Origin of the sequence: Pseudophaeobacter sp. C1-32P7, assembly GCF_041008775.1 — a bacterium.
Lineage (GTDB): Bacteria > Pseudomonadota > Alphaproteobacteria > Rhodobacterales > Rhodobacteraceae > Phycobacter > Phycobacter gallaeciensis_A.
The window spans coordinates 209,716-227,048 of record NZ_JAXGFR010000002.1; the positions used below are offsets into that span (position 1 = coordinate 209,716).

A 17,333-nucleotide genomic window follows, 5' to 3' on the forward strand; every position below is an offset into this window, starting at 1 on the left:
ACTCCGCGCCGAATAGTGAAGTACGGGTCGGCAGGATCAAATTGCTATCAGAACAGCGATCCCTGCTCCCCATCATCCGGGGTGCTCTTGGGTTTGGCCTTGGGCTTGCTGGCCTTTGGCTTGGCTGTCGACGCCTCACCGCCGCCTGTCTTTGCAGCTGGCGCAGGTGCACCGCCCAGATCAAGCCGTCCGTCTTTGAACTCGATTTCCAATGGCCCCGCTTTTTCGGCCGCGGCGCGGGTGGTGATGACGGTCTGACCGGACCGCACCACAGCATAGCCACGCTCCAGCGTTGCCTTGTAGCTGAGGATCTCAAGCTGCCGCCCCGCCGCCGAAAGCTGTTGCCGTTGCCGGTCAAGCCGTTGCCGCTGCACAGTGTCCAGCCGCTGGCCCAGCTGGGTGATCCGATCCTGACGCCGCTGGATTTCCTGCTGGATGGGCCGCAAGGACAGCCGAGATGACAGGTTGCGCAAACGGTCCGTCCGCCCCGCCACAAGCTGCCGCAGGGTGGAGGGGCGCAGGCTTGCTGCCGCCTCGCTCAGCTGCACGCGGCGGCGCTGCACCACCGAGGTCAGCGCACGCGGCAAGCCATCGCTGGCCTGATCCAGCCGCTGCCGTGGCGTTTCCAGCAAGGTTTCCGGGCGGGGCAAGGCCCGCGACAGATCGTTCAGGCGTTGGCGGCGCAACTGCACCGCCTGTCCCGCGGCGCGCGCCAGCCGGGCGCCCTGATTCTCGCTCCAGCCCAGAAGATCCAGCCGTACTGGCACCGCCAGCTCCGCCGCTGCGGTCGGCGTCGGCGCCCTACGGTCCGATACAAAATCAATCAGCGTGGTGTCGGTTTCGTGCCCCACGGCAGAGATCAGCGGAATATCCGAGGCCGCTGCTGCCCGGGCCACGATTTCCTCGTTGAAGCCCCAGAGATCCTCGATCGAGCCACCACCGCGCGCCACGATGATCAGATCCGGGCGCGGTAGAGCGCCGCCCGGGGTCATGCGGTTGAAACCTTCGATGGCGCGGGTCACCTCCGGGGCGCAATTGCTGCCCTGAACGGCAACTGGCCAGACCAGAACCTTGCGCGGGAACCGGTCCCGCAGCCGGTGCAGGATATCGCGGATCACCGCCCCCGAAGGCGAGGTCACGACCCCGATGATTCCCGGCAGATAAGGCAGTGGTTTCTTGCGCTCAGGCGCGAACAAACCCTCGGCCTCAAGCTGTTTTTTGCGTTTTTCCAGCAGCGCCATCAGCGCGCCCTGCCCGGCGACCGCGACCTCTTCGACGTTCATGTTGTACTTGGACTGCGCCCCGAAGGCCGTGAGGCGGCCGGTGACGATCACCTCCAGTCCCTCTTCGGGCACCACCGACAGACCCGCGACCTGACCTTTCCAGGTGGTACAGGCCAGCACGTTCCGGTCGTCCTTGATGTCGTAATACAGATGCCCCGAACGCGCCTTGAACACCCGCCCTACCTCGCCGCGTACACGGATCCGGCCAAAGGTGCTTTCGAGGGTGCGTTTCACCTCACCCGAGATCTCGGAAACGGTGAATTCCGGCGCGTTCTGACCGGGGGTGGGATCGTCGAGCAGGTCGGACATCGGCGGATCTTTCGGACTGTTATCTGGGCAGTTGAGGTGGCGGCAGGCCTGCGACCATACGCAGTTCTTGTTTTACAGGCCCGCGCAGCATAGAACCCGCGACAAGCATGGCAAGCCCCCGGCGCAGGTGTCATTTCCTGCTCCAGACAGGCCGCTGCCGCATGGCGATATACGCTCCGGTTCCGGGGCGGACAGACCGGAGAAGACGCGATGAATATCCTTATCCTTGGCAGCGGCGGGCGCGAACATGCTTTGGCATGGGCGGTGATGCAGAACCCCAAATGCGACAAGCTGATCGTGGCGCCGGGCAATGCGGGCATTGCCCAGATCGCCGATTGTGCCAGCCTTGATATCGAGCAAGGCGGCGCGGTGGTGACCTTTGCCGAGGAAAACGCCATCGATTTCGTCATCGTCGGCCCCGAGGCGCCGCTGGCCGCAGGCGTTGCGGACCGGCTGCGCGAGGCGGGCATTCTGGTCTTTGGCCCCTCGCAGGCGGCGGCGGAACTGGAAGCCTCCAAAAGCTTTACCAAGGAGATCTGCGACGCGGCCAAGGCGCCAACCGCAGCCTATGGCCATTTCACCGATGCCGAGGCCGCCAAGGCCTATGTGAAGCAACAAGGCGCCCCCATCGTGGTCAAGGCCGACGGTCTGGCCGCTGGCAAGGGCGTCATCGTTGCGATGGATGAACAGACCGCGCTGGATGCCATCGAGGACATGTTCGGTGGCAGTTTCGGCGGCGCGGGCGCCGAGGTGGTGGTCGAGGAGTTCATGGAGGGCGAGGAAGCGTCGCTGTTTGTACTGGTGGATGGCGAGGACGTGCTGTCCATCGGCACCGCGCAGGATCACAAACGCGTCGGCGAAGGCGATACCGGTCTCAACACCGGCGGTATGGGCGCCTATTCCCCGGCCCCCGTGCTATCGGCCGAGATCGAAGCCCGCGCCATGGAAGAGATCGTCAAACCCACCATGGCCGAAATGGCCCGGCGCGGCGCGCCTTATCAGGGCGTTCTTTATGCCGGTCTGATGATCAAGGATGGTCAGCCCCGTCTGGTGGAATACAACGTCCGCTTTGGCGATCCGGAATGTCAGGTTCTGATGATGCGTCTTGGCGCCCAGGCGCTGGACCTGATGCACGCCGCCGCCGAAGGCCGCCTGAGTGAAGCGCAGGTGAACTGGGGCGATGACCACGCCATCACCGTTGTCATGGCGGCAAACGGCTATCCCGGCTCTTACGAAAAAGGCACCGAGATCGGCGGTCTGGACGCCCTGCCCGAGGACAGCAGCAATATGGTCTTCCATGCCGGCACCAAGGCAGACGGCGGCAAGGTTCTGGCCAATGGCGGCCGGGTGCTGAACGTCACCGCCCGCGGCGACAGCCTGGCTGAAGCCCGCGACCGGGCCTATGCGATGGTCGACCAGATCGACTGGAAAGACGGGTTCTTCCGCCGTGACATCGGCTGGCGCGCCCTGTCGTAGCAGGTACAGTTTCCGGGGGCTGCCGACCTGGTCCGGGGCAGCCCTCAGTTGACCACTCCCACTTTTGTTGAAGGACCCTGCCGATGATCCTGCGCGAAAAGCCCGGCATTGTGGCGTTGCTGTTTGCGGTGCGTGGCTCTGTCCTGCCCCGCATACTGCCGCGCATTCTTGCGGTCTCCGCACTGGCCGCTGTGGTGGTCTGGCTGGACGGAAATATTCTTGCGCTGCCCCACACCAACGCCGCGCCCTTTGCGGTCTTCGGCGTGGCCCTGTCGCTGTTTCTCGGTTTCCGCAACAACGCCGCCTATGAACGCTGGTGGGAGGGGCGCTGCCTCTGGGGGCAGCTGCTTGCCGATCTGCGGGCGCTTGGCCGCGATGCGGAGCTGTTCCTGCCGCAGCGCGAAGATCGGCAACAACTGTTGCGACTGGCGCTGGGGTTCATCCACCTGCACCGGATCAATCTGCGCAAATCATCGGATTTCACCCAGGCAAACGCATGGGCCGGTGAGGATTTCTCGCAGGCGCCGCATCCGCCCTGCGCCGTGATGAACCGGATGACGACATTGGCCGCACAATCCGCGCCCGACGGGTTTGCCCGCAAGGCGCTGTCAGAGCGCCTGTCCTCGATCACCCTGGCCCAGGCCGGATGCGAACGGATCGCCGCGACGCCGCTGCCTTACGTCTACTCGCTGCTGGTGTTCCGGACCACCTATCTCTACTGCCTGCTGATCCCCTTTGCGCTGCTGGAAAGCACCGGCTGGATGACCCCCGTCTTTGTCGCCATCGTGGCCTATGTGTTCTTCGGCCTTGCCGAGGTGACCGAGGAATTGTCGCACCCATTCGGCGAAACCGTGAACGGCCTGCCGCTGGATGCGGTGTGCCGGACGGCCGAAATTTCTCTTTGCGACCATCTGGCGCAAACCCCGCCCGCGCCGATGACACCGCAGAACTATATCCTGACCTGAGAGCGCGCCCATTGCCCGGCCCGCCCTGCGGCTTTTGCGCTGTCTATAAGTGTTTTCAGCAGCTTTGCGGTAGGTTACTAACTTGGGTCAAGCCTGGGAGGCACAATGCACAATGGACAAACACCCGGATCCCGCCACGCTGGACAGGCTCTATGCCGACCGCGATCTGGCACAACTTGCCTTTGAATATTCCCCCGTCGGCATCGTGGTGACGGAAAACCGCGTGCTGCGGGAATGCAATCAACGGTTCTGCGACATGTTCGGTTATGCGCGCGAAGAGCTGCTGGACCAGCTGTTTTCCTTCCTCTACCCGTCGGACGAAGAGTTCCAGAACCTGCGAAACCGCGGTGACAAGAGCCTTGGACAGGGCAATCCCTACTGGGACGAGCGGGTGATGAAGCGCAAGACCGGGGATCTGTTCTGGGTGCGGGTGCGGGGCCATACCTTTACCCCAGATGAGCCGCTGGGCCGCGCGGTTTGGAGCTTTGCCGACCTGTCGGGTGTGCGCCCTTATCAGCCGCTCACCCGGCGCGAACGCGAGGTCTATTCGCTGCTGCGTGAAGGCAAGACCAGCAAGGAGATCGCCCGGATCCTGACGCTCAGCTATCGCACGGTCGAGGTGCACCGGGCGCGGCTTCTGAAAAAGGTTGGAGCCAACAATACCGCCAGCCTGTTCTCCTCGCTCGGGGATATCGGCGGCGATCACGTGGTGGGCGGCAACAGCCCGTGACTGGCGTTTCCTCACGGCTGACACCGGAGCGCCTGGCCGCGTCGGATGCACGTCTTGAGGCGGTTCTCGACCTGATCCGGCGCAGCTTTGCCTTCATGGAGGGGCGCATCGATCCGCCCTCCTCGATGCGGCGTCTGACGGTAGAGGCGCTGCAGGAACAATGCCGACGCGGCGAGATCTGGATCCTGGGCACGCCGCCCTTGGCCTGCGTGTTCCTGACCCCGAAACCGGACTGTTTGTATCTTGGAAAACTGGCGGTGGAGGAAAGCAGCCGCGGCGCCGGTCTGGCGCGCATTCTGGTGGATCATGCGGCCCAGCGGGCAAGGGAACTGGGCCTGCCCGCCGTGGAGCTACAAACCCGCGTGGAGTTGGTTGAGAACCACCAGACTTTTTCACGGCTGGGATTTGTGCAGGTCGGCGCCACGGCGCATCCCGGCTATGACCAGCCAACCTCGCTGACCTTTCGTCGCCCTGTCTGAGAGGTCTGCTTCGAGGGTGCATCGTCGCCCTCCCGCCCGCTGAGGCGCATTCACTGAATGCTTCCAGCCCTTGCGTCGGCGCCGCACCTCGGCAGGCATGTTGCCTTATTCGCAGGTCAGGGCATCCTCAACCGACTGCGTCCCGGAAAAGGGGCCAATGTCGCGGGTCTTGATCCCCGCGACGGTCAGGCGGGAGGCCATGATGCGGGACCAGCTGGCATTGGCGGTCACAATCTCGGGGTCGTTTTCACAGCTGCTAATGCCGGAGGTGATGAAATCCTGCCCGATCCGGTGATTGGTCAGCCCAGGCAGGCTTGCAACCTCGGTCAGCGTCCTGCCGTCATAGCGCCAGATGCGCAGTGTCTTGGCCAGATGCGGCCGGTCGATATAGGCAAGCTCCACATGGCCATCGCCATCCAGATCCGCCGCGCCGATAGGGGCCAGCCAGCGGTTGCTTTGCCCGATGTGTGGTGTCTCCGCGATCTTCCCGGTAGCGCCATAAAGCGCCAGCGCCGCCCCCCGCGCCATGTCCGTTTCCACGACCATGACAGCGTCGGCACGGCCATCCAGTGACAGATCCACCAGACGGGGCTGCAGATCCTCGAATACATGATCCTTGGGTAATTCGATCTCGACACGCATCGTGGTGCCATTCGGCCCTGCAAATGTCAGGGAAAGACCGGACCATTCTACCGCGTCCCCCAGTACGCCATGGGCATAGCGTGTCGTCGGGCCGGTATACTCGGCGAACAGGATCTCGCTTCCGCTCGGGTACCAATGACCGATGTCATTTTTTCCCATTTGCGCCGTGGCCGAACCGCTGCCAAAAACTCCCCCGCACAGGAGCCACATGCATAACACCTGCCCCGCGCGGCGGATGGTGCGGGGCCAGGATCGTGACGGCAGACGCCGCGCTCCTGCCCCCGGCAAAGTCATCAGATCTGCTTTTCGGGCATCTTTACAACGAGACCGTCCAGAGCATCCGTCACCTTCAGCTGACAGGTCAGACGGGAGCGCTCGGGATCGGGCTCAAAGGCGAAATCCAGCATGTCCTCTTCCATGTCATCCTTGGCGGGCAGCTTCTCGACCCAGGCAGGATCGACATAGACGTGGCAGGTGGAGCAGGCACAGGCGCCGCCGCAGTCGGCTTCAATCCCCGGAATATTGTTATCCCGCGCGCCTTCCATCACGGTCAGCCCGTTGGCCACTTCCACAACATGCTCGGTGCCGTTGTGCTCGACATAGGTAATCTTTGCCATGGTCGTTTCTTCCCCTTCTCGGTCCTTCCCGCTTGTTTATCCAAGGCCCCGCCGCTGCACCAGTGCAATCTGCCCTGCCCCGGGCCAGGGGTGGACTTTGACGGCACATGTTCTATTTTTGTTCCTAAATTTCCAAACCACCAAAGCGTCACGATGACACCCGCCCCACCACAGAAAAGCCGCACCGCCCCCGGATGGCCTCGCCCGCCCGCCTGCCTCAGGGCTGCCGAGCTGGAGCGGGTGCCGCAACAGGCCCGCGTCACGGTGGCCGGGCTGGTGATCCTGCGCCAGCGCCCCGGCACCGCCAAAGGGGTGATCTTCATCACGCTGGAGGATGAAACCGGGGTGGTGAATGTCATCGTCTGGCGCAAGGTATACGAGGCCTACCGCCGCGCCGTCATTTCCGGGCGGCTTCTGCGGATCACCGGCCGCCTGCAACGCGGCGACGGTGTCACCCATGTGATTGCCGAAGGGATCGAGGATATCTCGGGCATGCTGGACATCCTGCTGAGCCGTCAGGGACGCAGCGAGGATCCGGCCTTTGCGCCAGTGCAGAAAATGGACTAACCTGCGGCAAAACCCGCCGGTCTGCCTGCAGACCCTCAGAGGTCCGAGCATATGATCAGCGCCCCCTTGCCGAGGCTCCAGATACGACAGCTGAAACGCCCGTCGATGCCGCCCCAGATAAGACATCTGGCAGGGTTGCTGCGGCGGCCCCTGCTCCAGTCCTCGGTCATCCTTCTGACATTCGCAGCGCTCAGCGCCTGTACACCAGCCAGTGCCCCCGGCACCGGCGCCGATGCGCGCTCCCGACCTGCAGCCCCGCCCGGCGCGGCGCCGGACAGTTGCTGGGACCGCCACGTCAGCCCCGCCATCATCGAAACGGTAACTGTCCAGGTTCTGGCCGAGCCGGAACAGCGCGACGCCGATGGCCGGATTGTTCAGCCCGCTGTCTTCCGCACCGAAACCCGGCAGGACATCGTGCGCCCGCGCACCGAAAGCTGGCTGCAGATCACCTGCCCCGTCGACATGACGCCGGACTTCATCGCCTCGCTACAGCGCGCCTTGGCCGTGCGGGGGCACTACAAGGGCAGCGTTACCGGCAAGCTGGACCGGCCCACGCGGCAGGCGATCCTGCGCTATCAGCAGCGACACGGCCTTGAGAGCCACATCCTGTCGCTGGACAGCGCCCGCCGTCTGGGCCTGATCGCGATCCCGAAATCGTAAGCGCAACAGCAGTTCCCCGCCCGCCCTGCCTCTGATAGTGTCTGGCGCAAAAGACCGTACCGGCGCCGGAAAACGGCACCCCGGACAAACCTCTGCGGAGATGACACGATGCGACATGACCGCCTGCCGGACACAGGGTTCCTTTCCGGGGCCTCGGCGCCGCTGCGGCAGATGCTGGAAAGCCAGGCCAGTGACATCCGGCTGTCCCAAGGCGAAGTCCTGTTCGAGCAAGGCGATACCGGCGATGCGCTTTATGCCATCATCGAGGGCGCCCTGGAGTTCTCGATCCTGTCCATCGCGGGGCGCAAGCTGACGCTCGATCTGATGCGCCCCGGAGCGGTGTTCGGAGAGATCGCCCTGTTTGATCCGGGAGCCCGCACCGCGACAGTCACCGCCAGCGAGCCCAGCCGTATCCGGCGGCTGCGTAACCGGGATGTGCTGGCCCAGATCCAGCAGCACCCGGAGCTGGCCGGAGACTTGCTGCGGCTGGCCGGGCAGCGCATGCGCTGGATGAATGCACAGCTGAACGAGCAGGTGTTTCTGCCGATGCCGGTCCGGCTGGCCCGCAAACTGCTGTACCTCACCCCGGACGGCGGCGACGGGCGCCTCGGATTGTCGCAAAGCGAGCTTGCCGAATTTGTCGGTGCCACCCGCGAGGCGGTGTCGAAAACCCTGTCAAACTGGAAACGCAGCGGCATCATCGAAATCAACCGCGGCGCCCTGCAGATCCTGGATCGCACGGCCCTGGGCCTGCTGGCGGAACCAGAGCTGATCTGAGCCAGACGACATCCTGGCGCCAAACGCCCCTGAAACACATTTTCTGACATTGGTGTGAACTGGGTCACAGAGCCGGGACCGCTGATCTGCGAAGGTCATTTCAAGGGCAGGCATTTACCGTTCCATCCCAATGCCCGCCTGTACCTACAAGAGCCATGTGCCCGCCAGCACATGGCTCTTTTCTATTCGCGCCCAGAGCCCAGAGCCCAGAGCTCAGCGTGGCGCCACCCGCCTCCGGCCCCAAATAGAAAAGGCCGGGACAATGCCCGGCCTTTTGCACGAAGTCCTGCGCCGCGCCCGGCGGCAGGTCCGTGGATTATTCCGCCAGATTGAGCGCCACGAAACGCGGCTCACCGTTGCGGCGGACCAGCAGCAGGAGCGACTTGCGGCCCGCTTCCTTGGCCTCGTCGATACGGGCCTCCAGATCGCTGATGCCAGAGAGTTTCTGCTGCCCGGCTTCGGTGATCACATCACCTGCGCGCAGGCCCTTCTCCCAGGCTTCCGAGGTTTCGTCGACCGACAGGATCACCAGACCATTGGTGCCTTCGGGGACATTCAGTTCACCACGTAGCTGGTCGTTCAGAACGCCAACCGACAGACCCAGAAGCTGCTTCTCGGTCTGCTCCTGCGGGGTATCGTCCCCACCGGCAGGACCGGCCTTGCGCTCGGCATCTTCACGACGACCCAGCGTGACCTTGAGCGTCTCAGTCTTGCCTTCACGGTAGACGATCACGCGCACGGTCTTGCCGACTTCGGTGTTACCCACGGTGCGCACCAGGCTGCGGGTGTCTTCGACATCGTTGCCGTCAAAGCTGAGGATCACATCGCCCGCCAGCATGCCGGCCTCTTGTGCCGGACCTTCGGGAACGTCTGTAACCAGAGCGCCTTTGGCTTTGTCCATGCCCATCGCCTCGGCCACGTCACTGGTCACGTCCTGGATACGCACACCCAGCCAGCCACGGCGGGTTTCGCCGAATTCCTTCAGCTGTTTAACCACCTTGCTGACCACGTTCGACGCCATCGAAAAGCCAATCCCGATGGAGCCGCCATTAGGCGACAGGATCGCCGTGTTCACGCCGACAACCGAGCCATCCATATTAAACAGCGGCCCGCCCGAGTTACCCCGGTTGATGGCTGCGTCCGTCTGAATGTAGTCGTCATAGGAACCCGAAAGTTCCCGGTTACGGGCGGAGACGATGCCCGCCGACAGAGAGAACCCCTGCCCCAGCGGGTTACCCATGGCAATCACCCAGTCACCCACACGGGCGGTGTCACTGTCGCCAAAGGTCACGAATTTCAGCGGCATCGGCGCATCGACCTTCAACAGGGCGATATCGGTATTGGGGTCGGTGCCCACCACCTTCGCCGGGAGCGGCTGTGCAGGCTGGCCGTCGCCGGGGAAGAATTCGATCTCGATCTCGTCAGCGGATTCGATCACGTGGTTGTTGGTGACAATATAGCCGTCTTCGGAGATCACGAAGCCGGAGCCAAGTGCCGAAGAGCGGCGGGGACGGTCATTGCCGCCATTGCTTCCATTGCGGTCCTGGAACTCGCGAAAGAAATCTTCGAAGGGAGAGCCTTCGGGGACGATCCCCTGTGGACCAGACCGGCCTTCGATCACGGTCGTGGTGGTGATGTTGACTACAGCAGGGCTGACTTTTTCCGCCAGCGGTGCCAGGCTTTCGGGGCGGGCCTGGGCCATCAGGACCTGGGCCAGTACCATGATGCTGCTGATCAGGGCGAGCATCAGAAGCCGCCATAGCGCCCCTGTCCTGTCCTGCGCATCAGAATAAGAAATTGCCTGTGCTTGCACGGCACTACTCCTTGTCATCGCCATTCCGGTTTTTCCTCCTGACCTCTGCCTGCGGTTCCACGCGTGATCGGCAGAAGTACAGGATGGGATTAATGTAGGGACTCTCTCCCTCGCTGCAATGAATGTTGCACGTCTTCGAGGCAAAGTGAAAGCGGTAGAGAACCGGAGCACGCCATTTTCCCCCATTTAATCCGTCACTTAAAGGGCACCAAGAATCCACCAGGATGCCCGGCGCGGCGATCATCACAAGGTTTTGAACAAAATTGCAGGTTTGGTGCAGCTCAGGGTGTTCCTTGCAGCCCCTGCCTTTTCCCGCCTTTTCCCGCCAGACCAGGGCTGGGGAGACACCAGCAGCGGACGTCAGCCCGGCTGCCCCTCCAACGCGACGCAAGCCACGCAGAGCAAATGAAAAGGGGGCCGACGCAATGTCGGCCCCCTTTTATTTTTGAAACTCTTCGAAACCCTGTGAAACCAGCGCGTTATCGCGTCGAAACTCCACCGGTCGAGGATTTCAGGTAGTTGAAGAACTCGCTGTCCGGCGACAGAACCATCGAGGAATTGCCGTCCTGCATCGACCGCGCATAGGCGGTGAGGCTACGGTAGAACTCGAAGAACTCCGGATCGCGGCCATAGGCTTCGGCGAAGATCGCGTTGCGCTCCGCATCCGCTTCACCGCGAATGACTTCGGCTTCGCGTTCAGCTTCGGACACCAATTCGACCTCGGTCCGGTCCGCTTGCGCACGCACCCGCTGGGCGGCTTCCTCACCGCGGGCGATCTCGTCGGCGGCCTCTCGCTCACGCTCGGCGCGCATCCGCGCAAAGGTAGCATCGAGGTTGGCCTGCGGCAGGTCGGTACGCTTCAGACGCACGTCGATCACCTCAATCCCGAAACCGCTGGCCTCGCTGATCGCACCGTTGCGGATGCGCAGCATCAGGGCAGCCCGGTCCGAAGACAGGATGTCATTCGAGCTAACGGAGCCCAGTACCTCACGCGTCTGAGCGCGCATGATCTTGTCCAGACGGTTTTCTGCGCCCGGAATGCCGGAGGCACCCACCGCCTCACGGAATTGACGCAGATCGGTGATCCGGTAGCGGGCAAAGGCATCGACCACCAGACGGCGGTCATCCTCGGGTGTGACTTCCAGCGGGCCAACCTCAAGGCTGAGGATCCGGTCATCATAGGTGACAACCTCGTCGATCAGCGGCACCTTGAAGGCCAGACCGGGCTGTTCCTGTACCGCGACCACACGGCCAAAGCGCAGCACCAGTGCCTTTTCGCGCTCGTCCACGATGAAGACAGCGGACAGGGCCGCGACAACGGCGATCACCAGAATGGGGAGGATAAACGTAGTCTTTTTCATCATTTGCCCTCCGTCCGGCGCAACTCGTTAAGCGGCAGATAAGGCACCACGCCCTGGCCGCCTTCGCCGACGGACGAGTCGATGATGACTTTGTCCACGTTGCCCAGCACCTCTTCCATGGTCTCCAGATACAGACGCTTGCGGGTCACCTCAGGCGCCTTTTCATATTCGGCAAGAACCGCCGAGAAACGGCTGGCTTCACCGCTGGCCTGGTTGACCACCTGAGCACGATAGGCTTCGGCCTCTTCCAGCGTCTGTGCGGATTGACCCCGTGCGGAGGCCAGTTTCCGGTTGGCATAGGCATCCGCTTGTTTTTCCAGACGGTCACGTTCCTGACCGGCGGACTGCACTTCGCGGAAGGCATCCTTCACAGGCTCTGGCGGATCGGCACCATCAAAGTTGACCCTGACGATGTTCACGCCACTGTCGTAGCTGTCCAGCGTCGACTGGATCAGCTCCTCAAGCCGCGAGGTAATCACACCCCGGTCCCGGTTGAGGATCGGTGCCAGTTCGGACTGGGCAATGATTTCCCGCATAGCGGATTCGGCGACAGCCTGAATCGTGGCCCGCGGATCGCGCAGGTTGAACAGGTACTTGTCCGGCTCGTTGATGTTCCAGACGACCTGGAAATCGACGTCGATGATATTCTCATCGCCCGTCAGCATCAGCCCGGCATCAACCCCGCGCGAACCTGCGCCGATGTTCTCGGTCTGCTCGACCAGAACCGGGATCACCTCGTAGGTGACCAGCGGCCAGGGGGCAAAGTTCAGACCGGGCTGGCCGGTATCCCAGTATTCGCCAAGGAACAGTTCGACAGAGCGTTCTTCGGTCTTGACCGAATAGAAGCTGGCCATGCCCCACAAAACCGCAGCGGCAATCGCGCCAATGGCTACGGTGCCTTTGGTGAACAGCGGCGCACCGCCGCCGGAACCACCGCGACCACCACCGCCGGAGCCATCACCGCCCCGGCCGCCCATCAGGACCCGGAATTGCTCCTGGCCCTTCTTGAGCAGCTCGTCGATTTCGGGAATCTGAGGATCCTCGGGGCGACGGCCACCGCCGCCGCCACCGCCGTTGTTATCGCCCCGGTTGCCTCCACCGCCACCGGAAGAGCCTCCGCCCCCCCAGGGACCACCGCTATTTCCCGCCATGTGTCTCCTATCCCTTTGCTGCCGCATGGTTGCGGCACATGTTTTCCTGCGACCTAACCTGTGGTCCGAAACCGATAATTCAAGCGGTCCGGACCGGAGTCTTCATCGTCACAAGCTCTTCGGACATGGTCGGGTGCACCGCCACGGTCCGGTCAAAGTCTTCTTTTGTCGCGCCCATCTTGACCGCAATGCCTGCCAGCTGGATCATCTCGCCCGCGCCGGGTGCGACGATATGGCATCCCAGCACCTTGCGAGTGGCCTGGCTGACGACCAGTTTCATAAGAACCCGCTGCGCGCGCCCGGCAAAGGCCTGCTGCATCGGCTTGAACGATGTCGCATAGACCTCGATCGGCTCCTGCTTGGCTGCGTCTTCCTCGCTCAGCCCCACGGTGCCCATTTCAGGCTGGGTGAAGATTGCCGTCGGGATCAGCTCATGATCCGGGCTTGTCGGGTTGCCGTTGAACACGGTTTCGACAAAGGCCATGCCTTCGCGGATCGCTACCGGCGTCAGGTTGACCCGGTCGGTCACATCGCCAATTGCATAGACAGACGGCACCCCGGTTTGGCTGTACTCATCGACCAGAATCTCGCCCTTGCGGCCGCGTTCGATGCCAAGACCTTCGAGCCCCAGATCATCGGCATTGGGCGCACGACCGGTGGCATACATCACCTGATCGAACAGCGCCTCATCGCCATTGGTGGCCTTGACGCGGATCTTGTCGCCCTCGCGAGCCATCTCGATCACATTGGTGCCCAGATGCAGGTTGATCCCAGCCTGGCACATTTCATCGGAGACCAGACCGCGCGCCTCATCGTCGAAGCCGCGCAGGATCTGCGCACCGCGGTAGTATTGCGTGGTTTTCACGCCCAGCCCGTTCATGATGCCGGCAAATTCGCAGGCGATATAGCCGCCGCCGACAATCAGGATGCTCTCAGGCAGTTTATCAAGGTGGAAAATATCGTTTGAGGTGATCGCCAGATCGCTGCCCGGGAATTCCGGCACGATGGGGCGGCCACCGGTGGCGATCAGGATGTGCTTGGCGCTTTTGCGGGTCCCGTCGGACAGCTCCACCGTATGGGCGTCGACCAGTTTTGCGCGCGCATCAAAGCTTTCGACACCGCTGTTTTTCAGAAGATTGCGGTAGATCCCTTCGAGCCGGTCCAGCTCCGCTTCCAGCTTGCCCTTGAAGGCATCCCAGTTGAAGGCGCCGGGCTGAATGTCCCAGCCATAGGCCTGTGCATCCTCGACCATACCAGAGTATTCGCTGGCAAAAACCATCAGTTTCTTGGGCACACAGCCACGGATCACGCAGGTCCCGCCATAGCGGTCTTCCTCGGCCAGGGCGACCTTGGCACCACCGCCAGCCGCCACACGTGCCGCGCGTACGCCGCCGGAGCCACCGCCAATGACAAAGAGATCATAATCAAAACTCATGGAATTTCAGCCTTTTCAGTCCGCCAGATCCGTGAACAGGTTGTCGGTCTCGACAAAGTCGAGCCTGTCCTTCTCCACGGTTCCTTCATTGATATCGCGTGTTTCAACCTCACCATCGCCATAGCCGATGATGACGGTGTCACAAATATCGATAAAGAGTCCGTTTTCAACCACACCGGGGATCTGGTTCAGCACCATGGCAAGCTGCCGGCAATTGCCGATCCGCTTCAGATGCAGGTCCAGAATATAGTTGCCTTCATCCGTCACAAACGGCGCATCACCATTCATCCGCAACGTCGCTGTACGCCCCAGAACATCCATAGAAACAAGGGTTTCCTCGATCAACGCCTGAGTGGTCTGCCAACCAAAGGGAATCACCTCTGCCGGAAGCGGGAAAGCCCCCAGTGTTTCCACCTCTTTTCCGGCATCGGCGATAACAACCATTTGATCGGATGCGGTCGCGACGATCTTCTCCTGCAACAGCGCACCGCCGCCGCCCTTGATCAGGTTGAGGTCGGCGTCAAATTCATCAGCGCCGTCGATGGTCAGGTCGAGCCACTTGGCCTCATCCAGCGAAATCACCCGGATGCCCATTTCACGCGCCAGCTCCGCCGTGCGGGTCGAGGTCGGCACCGCCGTGAAATTCAGACCCTGTTCGCGCACCATCTCGCCAAGGCAGCGCACCAGCCAGGCGGCGGTGGATCCGGTTCCCAGCCCCACGCGCATGCCATCCTCGACCAGATCGGCAGCCCGTTTCGCGGCAACGAATTTTGCCTTGTCGATGGGTGACAGTTCTCCGGCCATAGTAACGGCTCCGTGATAAGGGTTTGATGGCCTTATAAAGAATGTCCCCCGGAAGGGCGAGAAACAATTCCACGGCTTTTGCCATGTATCCTTGGCGGCTGCGGAGCCTTTGGCGTGTTTCCTATTGGAAACGCCGGAAACGGACGTTACCCCTGTGACGAGTATTTCTAAGGTTGCCCCATGACGCCCAGCTACCGCCTTCACTATGCCCCTGACAACGCTTCGCTGGTGATCCGGCTGGCGCTGGAAGAGATGCAGCAACCCTATGAGACGGTTCTGATCGACCGCCGGGGCGGCGCGCTGGACAGCCCAGCCTATCGCAGCCTCAACCCGCAGGGGCTGATCCCGGTACTGGAAACGCCTGCTGGCACCCTGTTCGAGACCGGCGCGATCCTGTTGTGGCTGGCCGACCGCCACGCTGCGCTGCTGCCGATGGCGGATAGTCCGGACCGGGGATGGACGCTGAAGTGGTTGTTCTTTCTGTCTAACACCCTGCATGCTGACCTGCGCATGCTGTTCTACCCGCAGAAATACATCGGCGATGATCTGGCGCAGCAGGATACGTTGCACCGTCATCTGACCGACCGCCTCACAACACATCTGACCACGCTGGAGCGCGCAACCAGCGACGGCGGCATCTGGCTGGCGGCAGAGGATCCTTCGATACTGGACCTCTATCTCGCCTGCCTGATGCGCTGGATGGCGCTGTATCCCATGAGCCGGGATCGCAGCTGGTTCGATCTGGCCGCCTATCCGCGCCTCTCTGCCATGCTGCACCGCCTTGAGCAGCGCCCCGCTGCGGCTGCCGCCCAGACCGCCGAAGGTCTGGGTCCTGCGCCCTTCACCGCCCCTGTTTACGCAAATCCCCCAGAAGGATCGGCTACCTGAATGTTCCTCTCCGTTTTTGATATGTTCAAAGTGGGCATCGGCCCCTCGTCCTCGCACACCATGGGCCCGATGGTGGCAGCGGCGCGGTTCCTTGACCAGATGCGCGCCTCGCCCTTTGATTTTCACGGGCTGCGCGCCTCGCTGCATGGATCGCTGGCTTTTACCGGCGTCGGCCACGCCAGTGACCGCGCCACCACCCTGGGCCTCGCCGGGTTCCGCCCCGACACCTACGACGACGAAAAGGCCGAAACCGCGCTGGCCCAAATCCGCGAGACCGGTCAGGTCAGCCCCGAGGGGCTGGGCACGCTGGCCTACAACCCCAAGACGGATCTGATCTTCGACTACGATCACACGCTTGAAGGCCACGCCAACGGCATGATCCTGATGGGCACCGATGCGCAGGGCGACGTGATCCTGCGGCAGGTGTTCTACTCTGTCGGCGGTGGCTTTGTGCTGACCGAAGAAGAACTGGCCGCCGGCAAGGCGACGGATGAAGGCGCGCCGGTGCCCTACCCGTTCAAATCCGCCGCCGAGATGCTGGAAATGGCGAAGCGCAGCGGCAAAAGCATCGCCGCCATGAAACGCGCAAACGAGGTCTCCCGCTGCAGTGAAATCAGCCTGAAAGAGGGCACCGCGCGGCTGTGGCAGGTGATGAACGATTGCATCAACCGCGGACTGGAGCGCGACGGCATCCTGCCCGGTGGTCTCAGCATCCGCCGCCGCGCCAAGGGGATCCACGAGGCACTGATAGCCGAGCGCGGCATGAACCTGACTGCGCCGCATACGATCAACGACTGGATCAGCGTCTACGCGATTGCCGTCAACGAAGAGAACGCCGCCGGCGGACAGGTGGTGACCGCCCCCACCAATGGCGCAGCCGGGGTGCTGCCGGCCGTCATGCGCTATTACCTCGATCACGTCCCAGGCGCATCCGAGCGCAATATCGAGGATTTCCTGCTGACCGCCGCCGCAATCGGCGGGCTGGTGAAATTCAACGCCTCCATCTCGGGCGCCGAAGCGGGCTGCCAAGCCGAAGTGGGCTCCGCTGCCGCGATGGCGGCTGCCGGTCTTTGCGCCGTGATGGGCGGCAACCCCGAACAGGTCGAAAACGCCGCCGAGATCGCGCTGGAACACCATCTGGGCATGACCTGCGATCCGGTCAAAGGTCTGGTGCAGGTGCCTTGTATCGAGCGCAACGGTCTGGGCGCGATAAAGGCGGTTTCCGCCGCATCGCTGGCCCTGCGCGGCGACGGGCATCATTTTGTGCCGCTTGATGCGGTGATCGAAACCATGCGGCAGACCGGCGCCGACATGAATGAAAAATACAAGGAAACATCGCTTGGGGGGCTGGCCGTAAACGTGCCAAATTGTTGATC

General features: G+C 62.6%; 17 protein-coding genes. 9 read left to right on the forward strand and 8 right to left on the reverse strand.

All coding sequences use genetic code 11. The annotated features are described in order from the left end of the window. Positions 1 to 47: 47 nt before the first annotated feature. Positions 48 to 1,592, reverse strand: a complete 1,545-nt coding sequence (gene xseA / locus SM763_RS03900; protein ID WP_368997630.1) for an exodeoxyribonuclease VII large subunit — start codon at positions 1,590 to 1,592, stop codon at positions 48 to 50. A gap of 210 nt (positions 1,593 to 1,802) precedes the next feature. Between xseA and purD the strand changes: the two genes are divergently transcribed. The 4 genes from purD (at position 1,803) to SM763_RS03920 (ending at position 5,242) form a co-directional block, all read left to right on the forward strand. After that, a complete protein-coding gene (gene purD, locus SM763_RS03905; protein WP_368997632.1) occupies positions 1,803 to 3,068 on the forward strand; it encodes a phosphoribosylamine--glycine ligase in 1,266 nt (421 codons plus the stop codon). Between the two features lie 83 nt (positions 3,069 to 3,151). Further along, the gene (locus tag SM763_RS03910; RefSeq protein WP_368997634.1) at positions 3,152 to 4,033 is read left to right on the forward strand and encodes a bestrophin family protein; all 882 of its coding nucleotides are present in this window, start codon (positions 3,152 to 3,154) and stop codon (positions 4,031 to 4,033) included. 112 nt (positions 4,034 to 4,145) lie between these two features. Beyond that, positions 4,146 to 4,763, forward strand: a complete 618-nt coding sequence (locus tag SM763_RS03915) for a LuxR C-terminal-related transcriptional regulator (protein ID WP_065270854.1) — start codon at positions 4,146 to 4,148, stop codon at positions 4,761 to 4,763. Beyond that, positions 4,760 to 5,242 carry a GNAT family N-acetyltransferase gene (locus SM763_RS03920; RefSeq protein ID WP_368997636.1) on the forward strand — a complete coding sequence of 161 codons (483 nt, stop codon included), beginning with the start codon at positions 4,760 to 4,762 and terminating at the stop codon, positions 5,240 to 5,242. The genes SM763_RS03915 and SM763_RS03920 overlap by 4 nt, the downstream gene beginning before the upstream one ends. Before the next feature lie 105 nt (positions 5,243 to 5,347). On the opposite strand, the gene SM763_RS03925 is transcribed toward SM763_RS03920, so the two are convergent. Both SM763_RS03925 and SM763_RS03930 read right to left on the reverse strand, forming a co-directional pair. Next, a complete protein-coding gene (locus tag SM763_RS03925) occupies positions 5,348 to 6,043 on the reverse strand; it encodes an FG-GAP repeat domain-containing protein (protein ID WP_368997638.1) in 696 nt (231 codons plus the stop codon). 134 nt (positions 6,044 to 6,177) lie between these two features. Next, positions 6,178 to 6,501 carry a 2Fe-2S iron-sulfur cluster-binding protein gene (locus SM763_RS03930; RefSeq protein WP_065270855.1) on the reverse strand — a complete coding sequence of 108 codons (324 nt, stop codon included), beginning with the start codon at positions 6,499 to 6,501 and terminating at the stop codon, positions 6,178 to 6,180. Positions 6,502 to 6,654: 153 nt separating this feature from the next. Between SM763_RS03930 and SM763_RS03935 the strand changes: the two genes are divergently transcribed. The 3 genes from SM763_RS03935 to SM763_RS03945 all read left to right on the forward strand — a co-directional run bounded on the left by SM763_RS03935 (position 6,655) and on the right by SM763_RS03945 (position 8,505). Continuing rightward, positions 6,655 to 7,068, forward strand: coding sequence for an OB-fold nucleic acid binding domain-containing protein (locus SM763_RS03935; protein ID WP_368946980.1), 414 nt, complete (start codon positions 6,655 to 6,657; stop codon positions 7,066 to 7,068). Positions 7,069 to 7,119: 51 nt separating this feature from the next. Next, complete coding sequence (locus SM763_RS03940) at positions 7,120 to 7,728, forward strand: peptidoglycan-binding domain-containing protein (protein ID WP_368997640.1); 609 nt, start codon at positions 7,120 to 7,122, stop codon at positions 7,726 to 7,728. 108 nt (positions 7,729 to 7,836) lie between these two features. After that, entirely contained in the window at positions 7,837 to 8,505 is a 669-nt protein-coding gene (locus SM763_RS03945; RefSeq protein WP_368997642.1) for a Crp/Fnr family transcriptional regulator, read from the forward strand. Between the two features lie 316 nt (positions 8,506 to 8,821). Here SM763_RS03945 and SM763_RS03950 read toward each other — a convergent pair whose 3' ends face one another. The 5 genes from SM763_RS03950 to rpiA form a co-directional block, all read right to left on the reverse strand. Further along, positions 8,822 to 10,252 carry a Do family serine endopeptidase gene (locus SM763_RS03950; RefSeq protein WP_237028448.1) on the reverse strand — a complete coding sequence of 477 codons (1,431 nt, stop codon included), beginning with the start codon at positions 10,250 to 10,252 and terminating at the stop codon, positions 8,822 to 8,824. A gap of 545 nt (positions 10,253 to 10,797) precedes the next feature. After that, a complete protein-coding gene (hflC, locus tag SM763_RS03955) occupies positions 10,798 to 11,679 on the reverse strand; it encodes a protease modulator HflC (RefSeq protein ID WP_065270860.1) in 882 nt (293 codons plus the stop codon). Beyond that, positions 11,679 to 12,830 (reverse strand): FtsH protease activity modulator HflK, encoded by a 1,152-nt coding sequence (gene hflK / locus SM763_RS03960; protein ID WP_065270861.1) that lies wholly within the window; start codon positions 12,828 to 12,830, stop codon positions 11,679 to 11,681. Before hflK ends, hflC begins: the two co-directional genes overlap by 1 nt. Positions 12,831 to 12,909: 79 nt before the next feature. Then, positions 12,910 to 14,265 (reverse strand): glutathione-disulfide reductase, encoded by a 1,356-nt coding sequence (gene gor, locus SM763_RS03965; protein ID WP_274828290.1) that lies wholly within the window; start codon positions 14,263 to 14,265, stop codon positions 12,910 to 12,912. A 15-nt stretch (positions 14,266 to 14,280) separates the two neighbouring features. Continuing rightward, the gene (rpiA, locus tag SM763_RS03970) at positions 14,281 to 15,069 is read right to left on the reverse strand and encodes a ribose-5-phosphate isomerase RpiA (RefSeq protein ID WP_274828289.1); all 789 of its coding nucleotides are present in this window, start codon (positions 15,067 to 15,069) and stop codon (positions 14,281 to 14,283) included. 180 nt (positions 15,070 to 15,249) lie between these two features. On the opposite strand from rpiA, the gene SM763_RS03975 reads away from it, so the two are divergent. Both SM763_RS03975 and SM763_RS03980 read left to right on the forward strand, forming a co-directional pair. Next, a complete protein-coding gene (locus tag SM763_RS03975; protein WP_368997644.1) occupies positions 15,250 to 15,957 on the forward strand; it encodes a glutathione S-transferase family protein in 708 nt (235 codons plus the stop codon). Next, the gene (locus SM763_RS03980; protein WP_368997646.1) at positions 15,958 to 17,331 is read left to right on the forward strand and encodes an L-serine ammonia-lyase; all 1,374 of its coding nucleotides are present in this window, start codon (positions 15,958 to 15,960) and stop codon (positions 17,329 to 17,331) included. The last annotated feature ends 2 nt before the right edge of the window (positions 17,332 to 17,333 follow it).

Coding starts and splice junctions, on each gene's coding strand:
- SM763_RS03945 (WP_368997642.1), top strand. CDS start 7,837: ATGCGACATGACCGCCTGCCGGACACAGGGTTCCTTTCCGGGGCCTCG.
- SM763_RS03980 (WP_368997646.1), top strand. CDS start 15,958: ATGTTCCTCTCCGTTTTTGATATGTTCAAAGTGGGCATCGGCCCCTCG.
- purD (WP_368997632.1), top strand. CDS start 1,803: ATGAATATCCTTATCCTTGGCAGCGGCGGGCGCGAACATGCTTTGGCA.
- SM763_RS03950 (WP_237028448.1), bottom strand. CDS start 10,252: ATGCTCGCCCTGATCAGCAGCATCATGGTACTGGCCCAGGTCCTGATG.
- gor (WP_274828290.1), bottom strand. CDS start 14,265: ATGAGTTTTGATTATGATCTCTTTGTCATTGGCGGTGGCTCCGGCGGC.
- SM763_RS03915 (WP_065270854.1), top strand. CDS start 4,146: ATGGACAAACACCCGGATCCCGCCACGCTGGACAGGCTCTATGCCGAC.
- SM763_RS03910 (WP_368997634.1), top strand. CDS start 3,152: ATGATCCTGCGCGAAAAGCCCGGCATTGTGGCGTTGCTGTTTGCGGTG.
- hflK (WP_065270861.1), bottom strand. CDS start 12,830: ATGGCGGGAAATAGCGGTGGTCCCTGGGGGGGCGGAGGCTCTTCCGGT.
- SM763_RS03925 (WP_368997638.1), bottom strand. CDS start 6,043: ATGGGAAAAAATGACATCGGTCATTGGTACCCGAGCGGAAGCGAGATC.
- SM763_RS03935 (WP_368946980.1), top strand. CDS start 6,655: ATGACACCCGCCCCACCACAGAAAAGCCGCACCGCCCCCGGATGGCCT.
- xseA (WP_368997630.1), bottom strand. CDS start 1,592: ATGTCCGACCTGCTCGACGATCCCACCCCCGGTCAGAACGCGCCGGAA.
- hflC (WP_065270860.1), bottom strand. CDS start 11,679: ATGAAAAAGACTACGTTTATCCTCCCCATTCTGGTGATCGCCGTTGTC.
- SM763_RS03975 (WP_368997644.1), top strand. CDS start 15,250: ATGACGCCCAGCTACCGCCTTCACTATGCCCCTGACAACGCTTCGCTG.
- rpiA (WP_274828289.1), bottom strand. CDS start 15,069: ATGGCCGGAGAACTGTCACCCATCGACAAGGCAAAATTCGTTGCCGCG.
- SM763_RS03930 (WP_065270855.1), bottom strand. CDS start 6,501: ATGGCAAAGATTACCTATGTCGAGCACAACGGCACCGAGCATGTTGTG.
- SM763_RS03940 (WP_368997640.1), top strand. CDS start 7,120: ATGATCAGCGCCCCCTTGCCGAGGCTCCAGATACGACAGCTGAAACGC.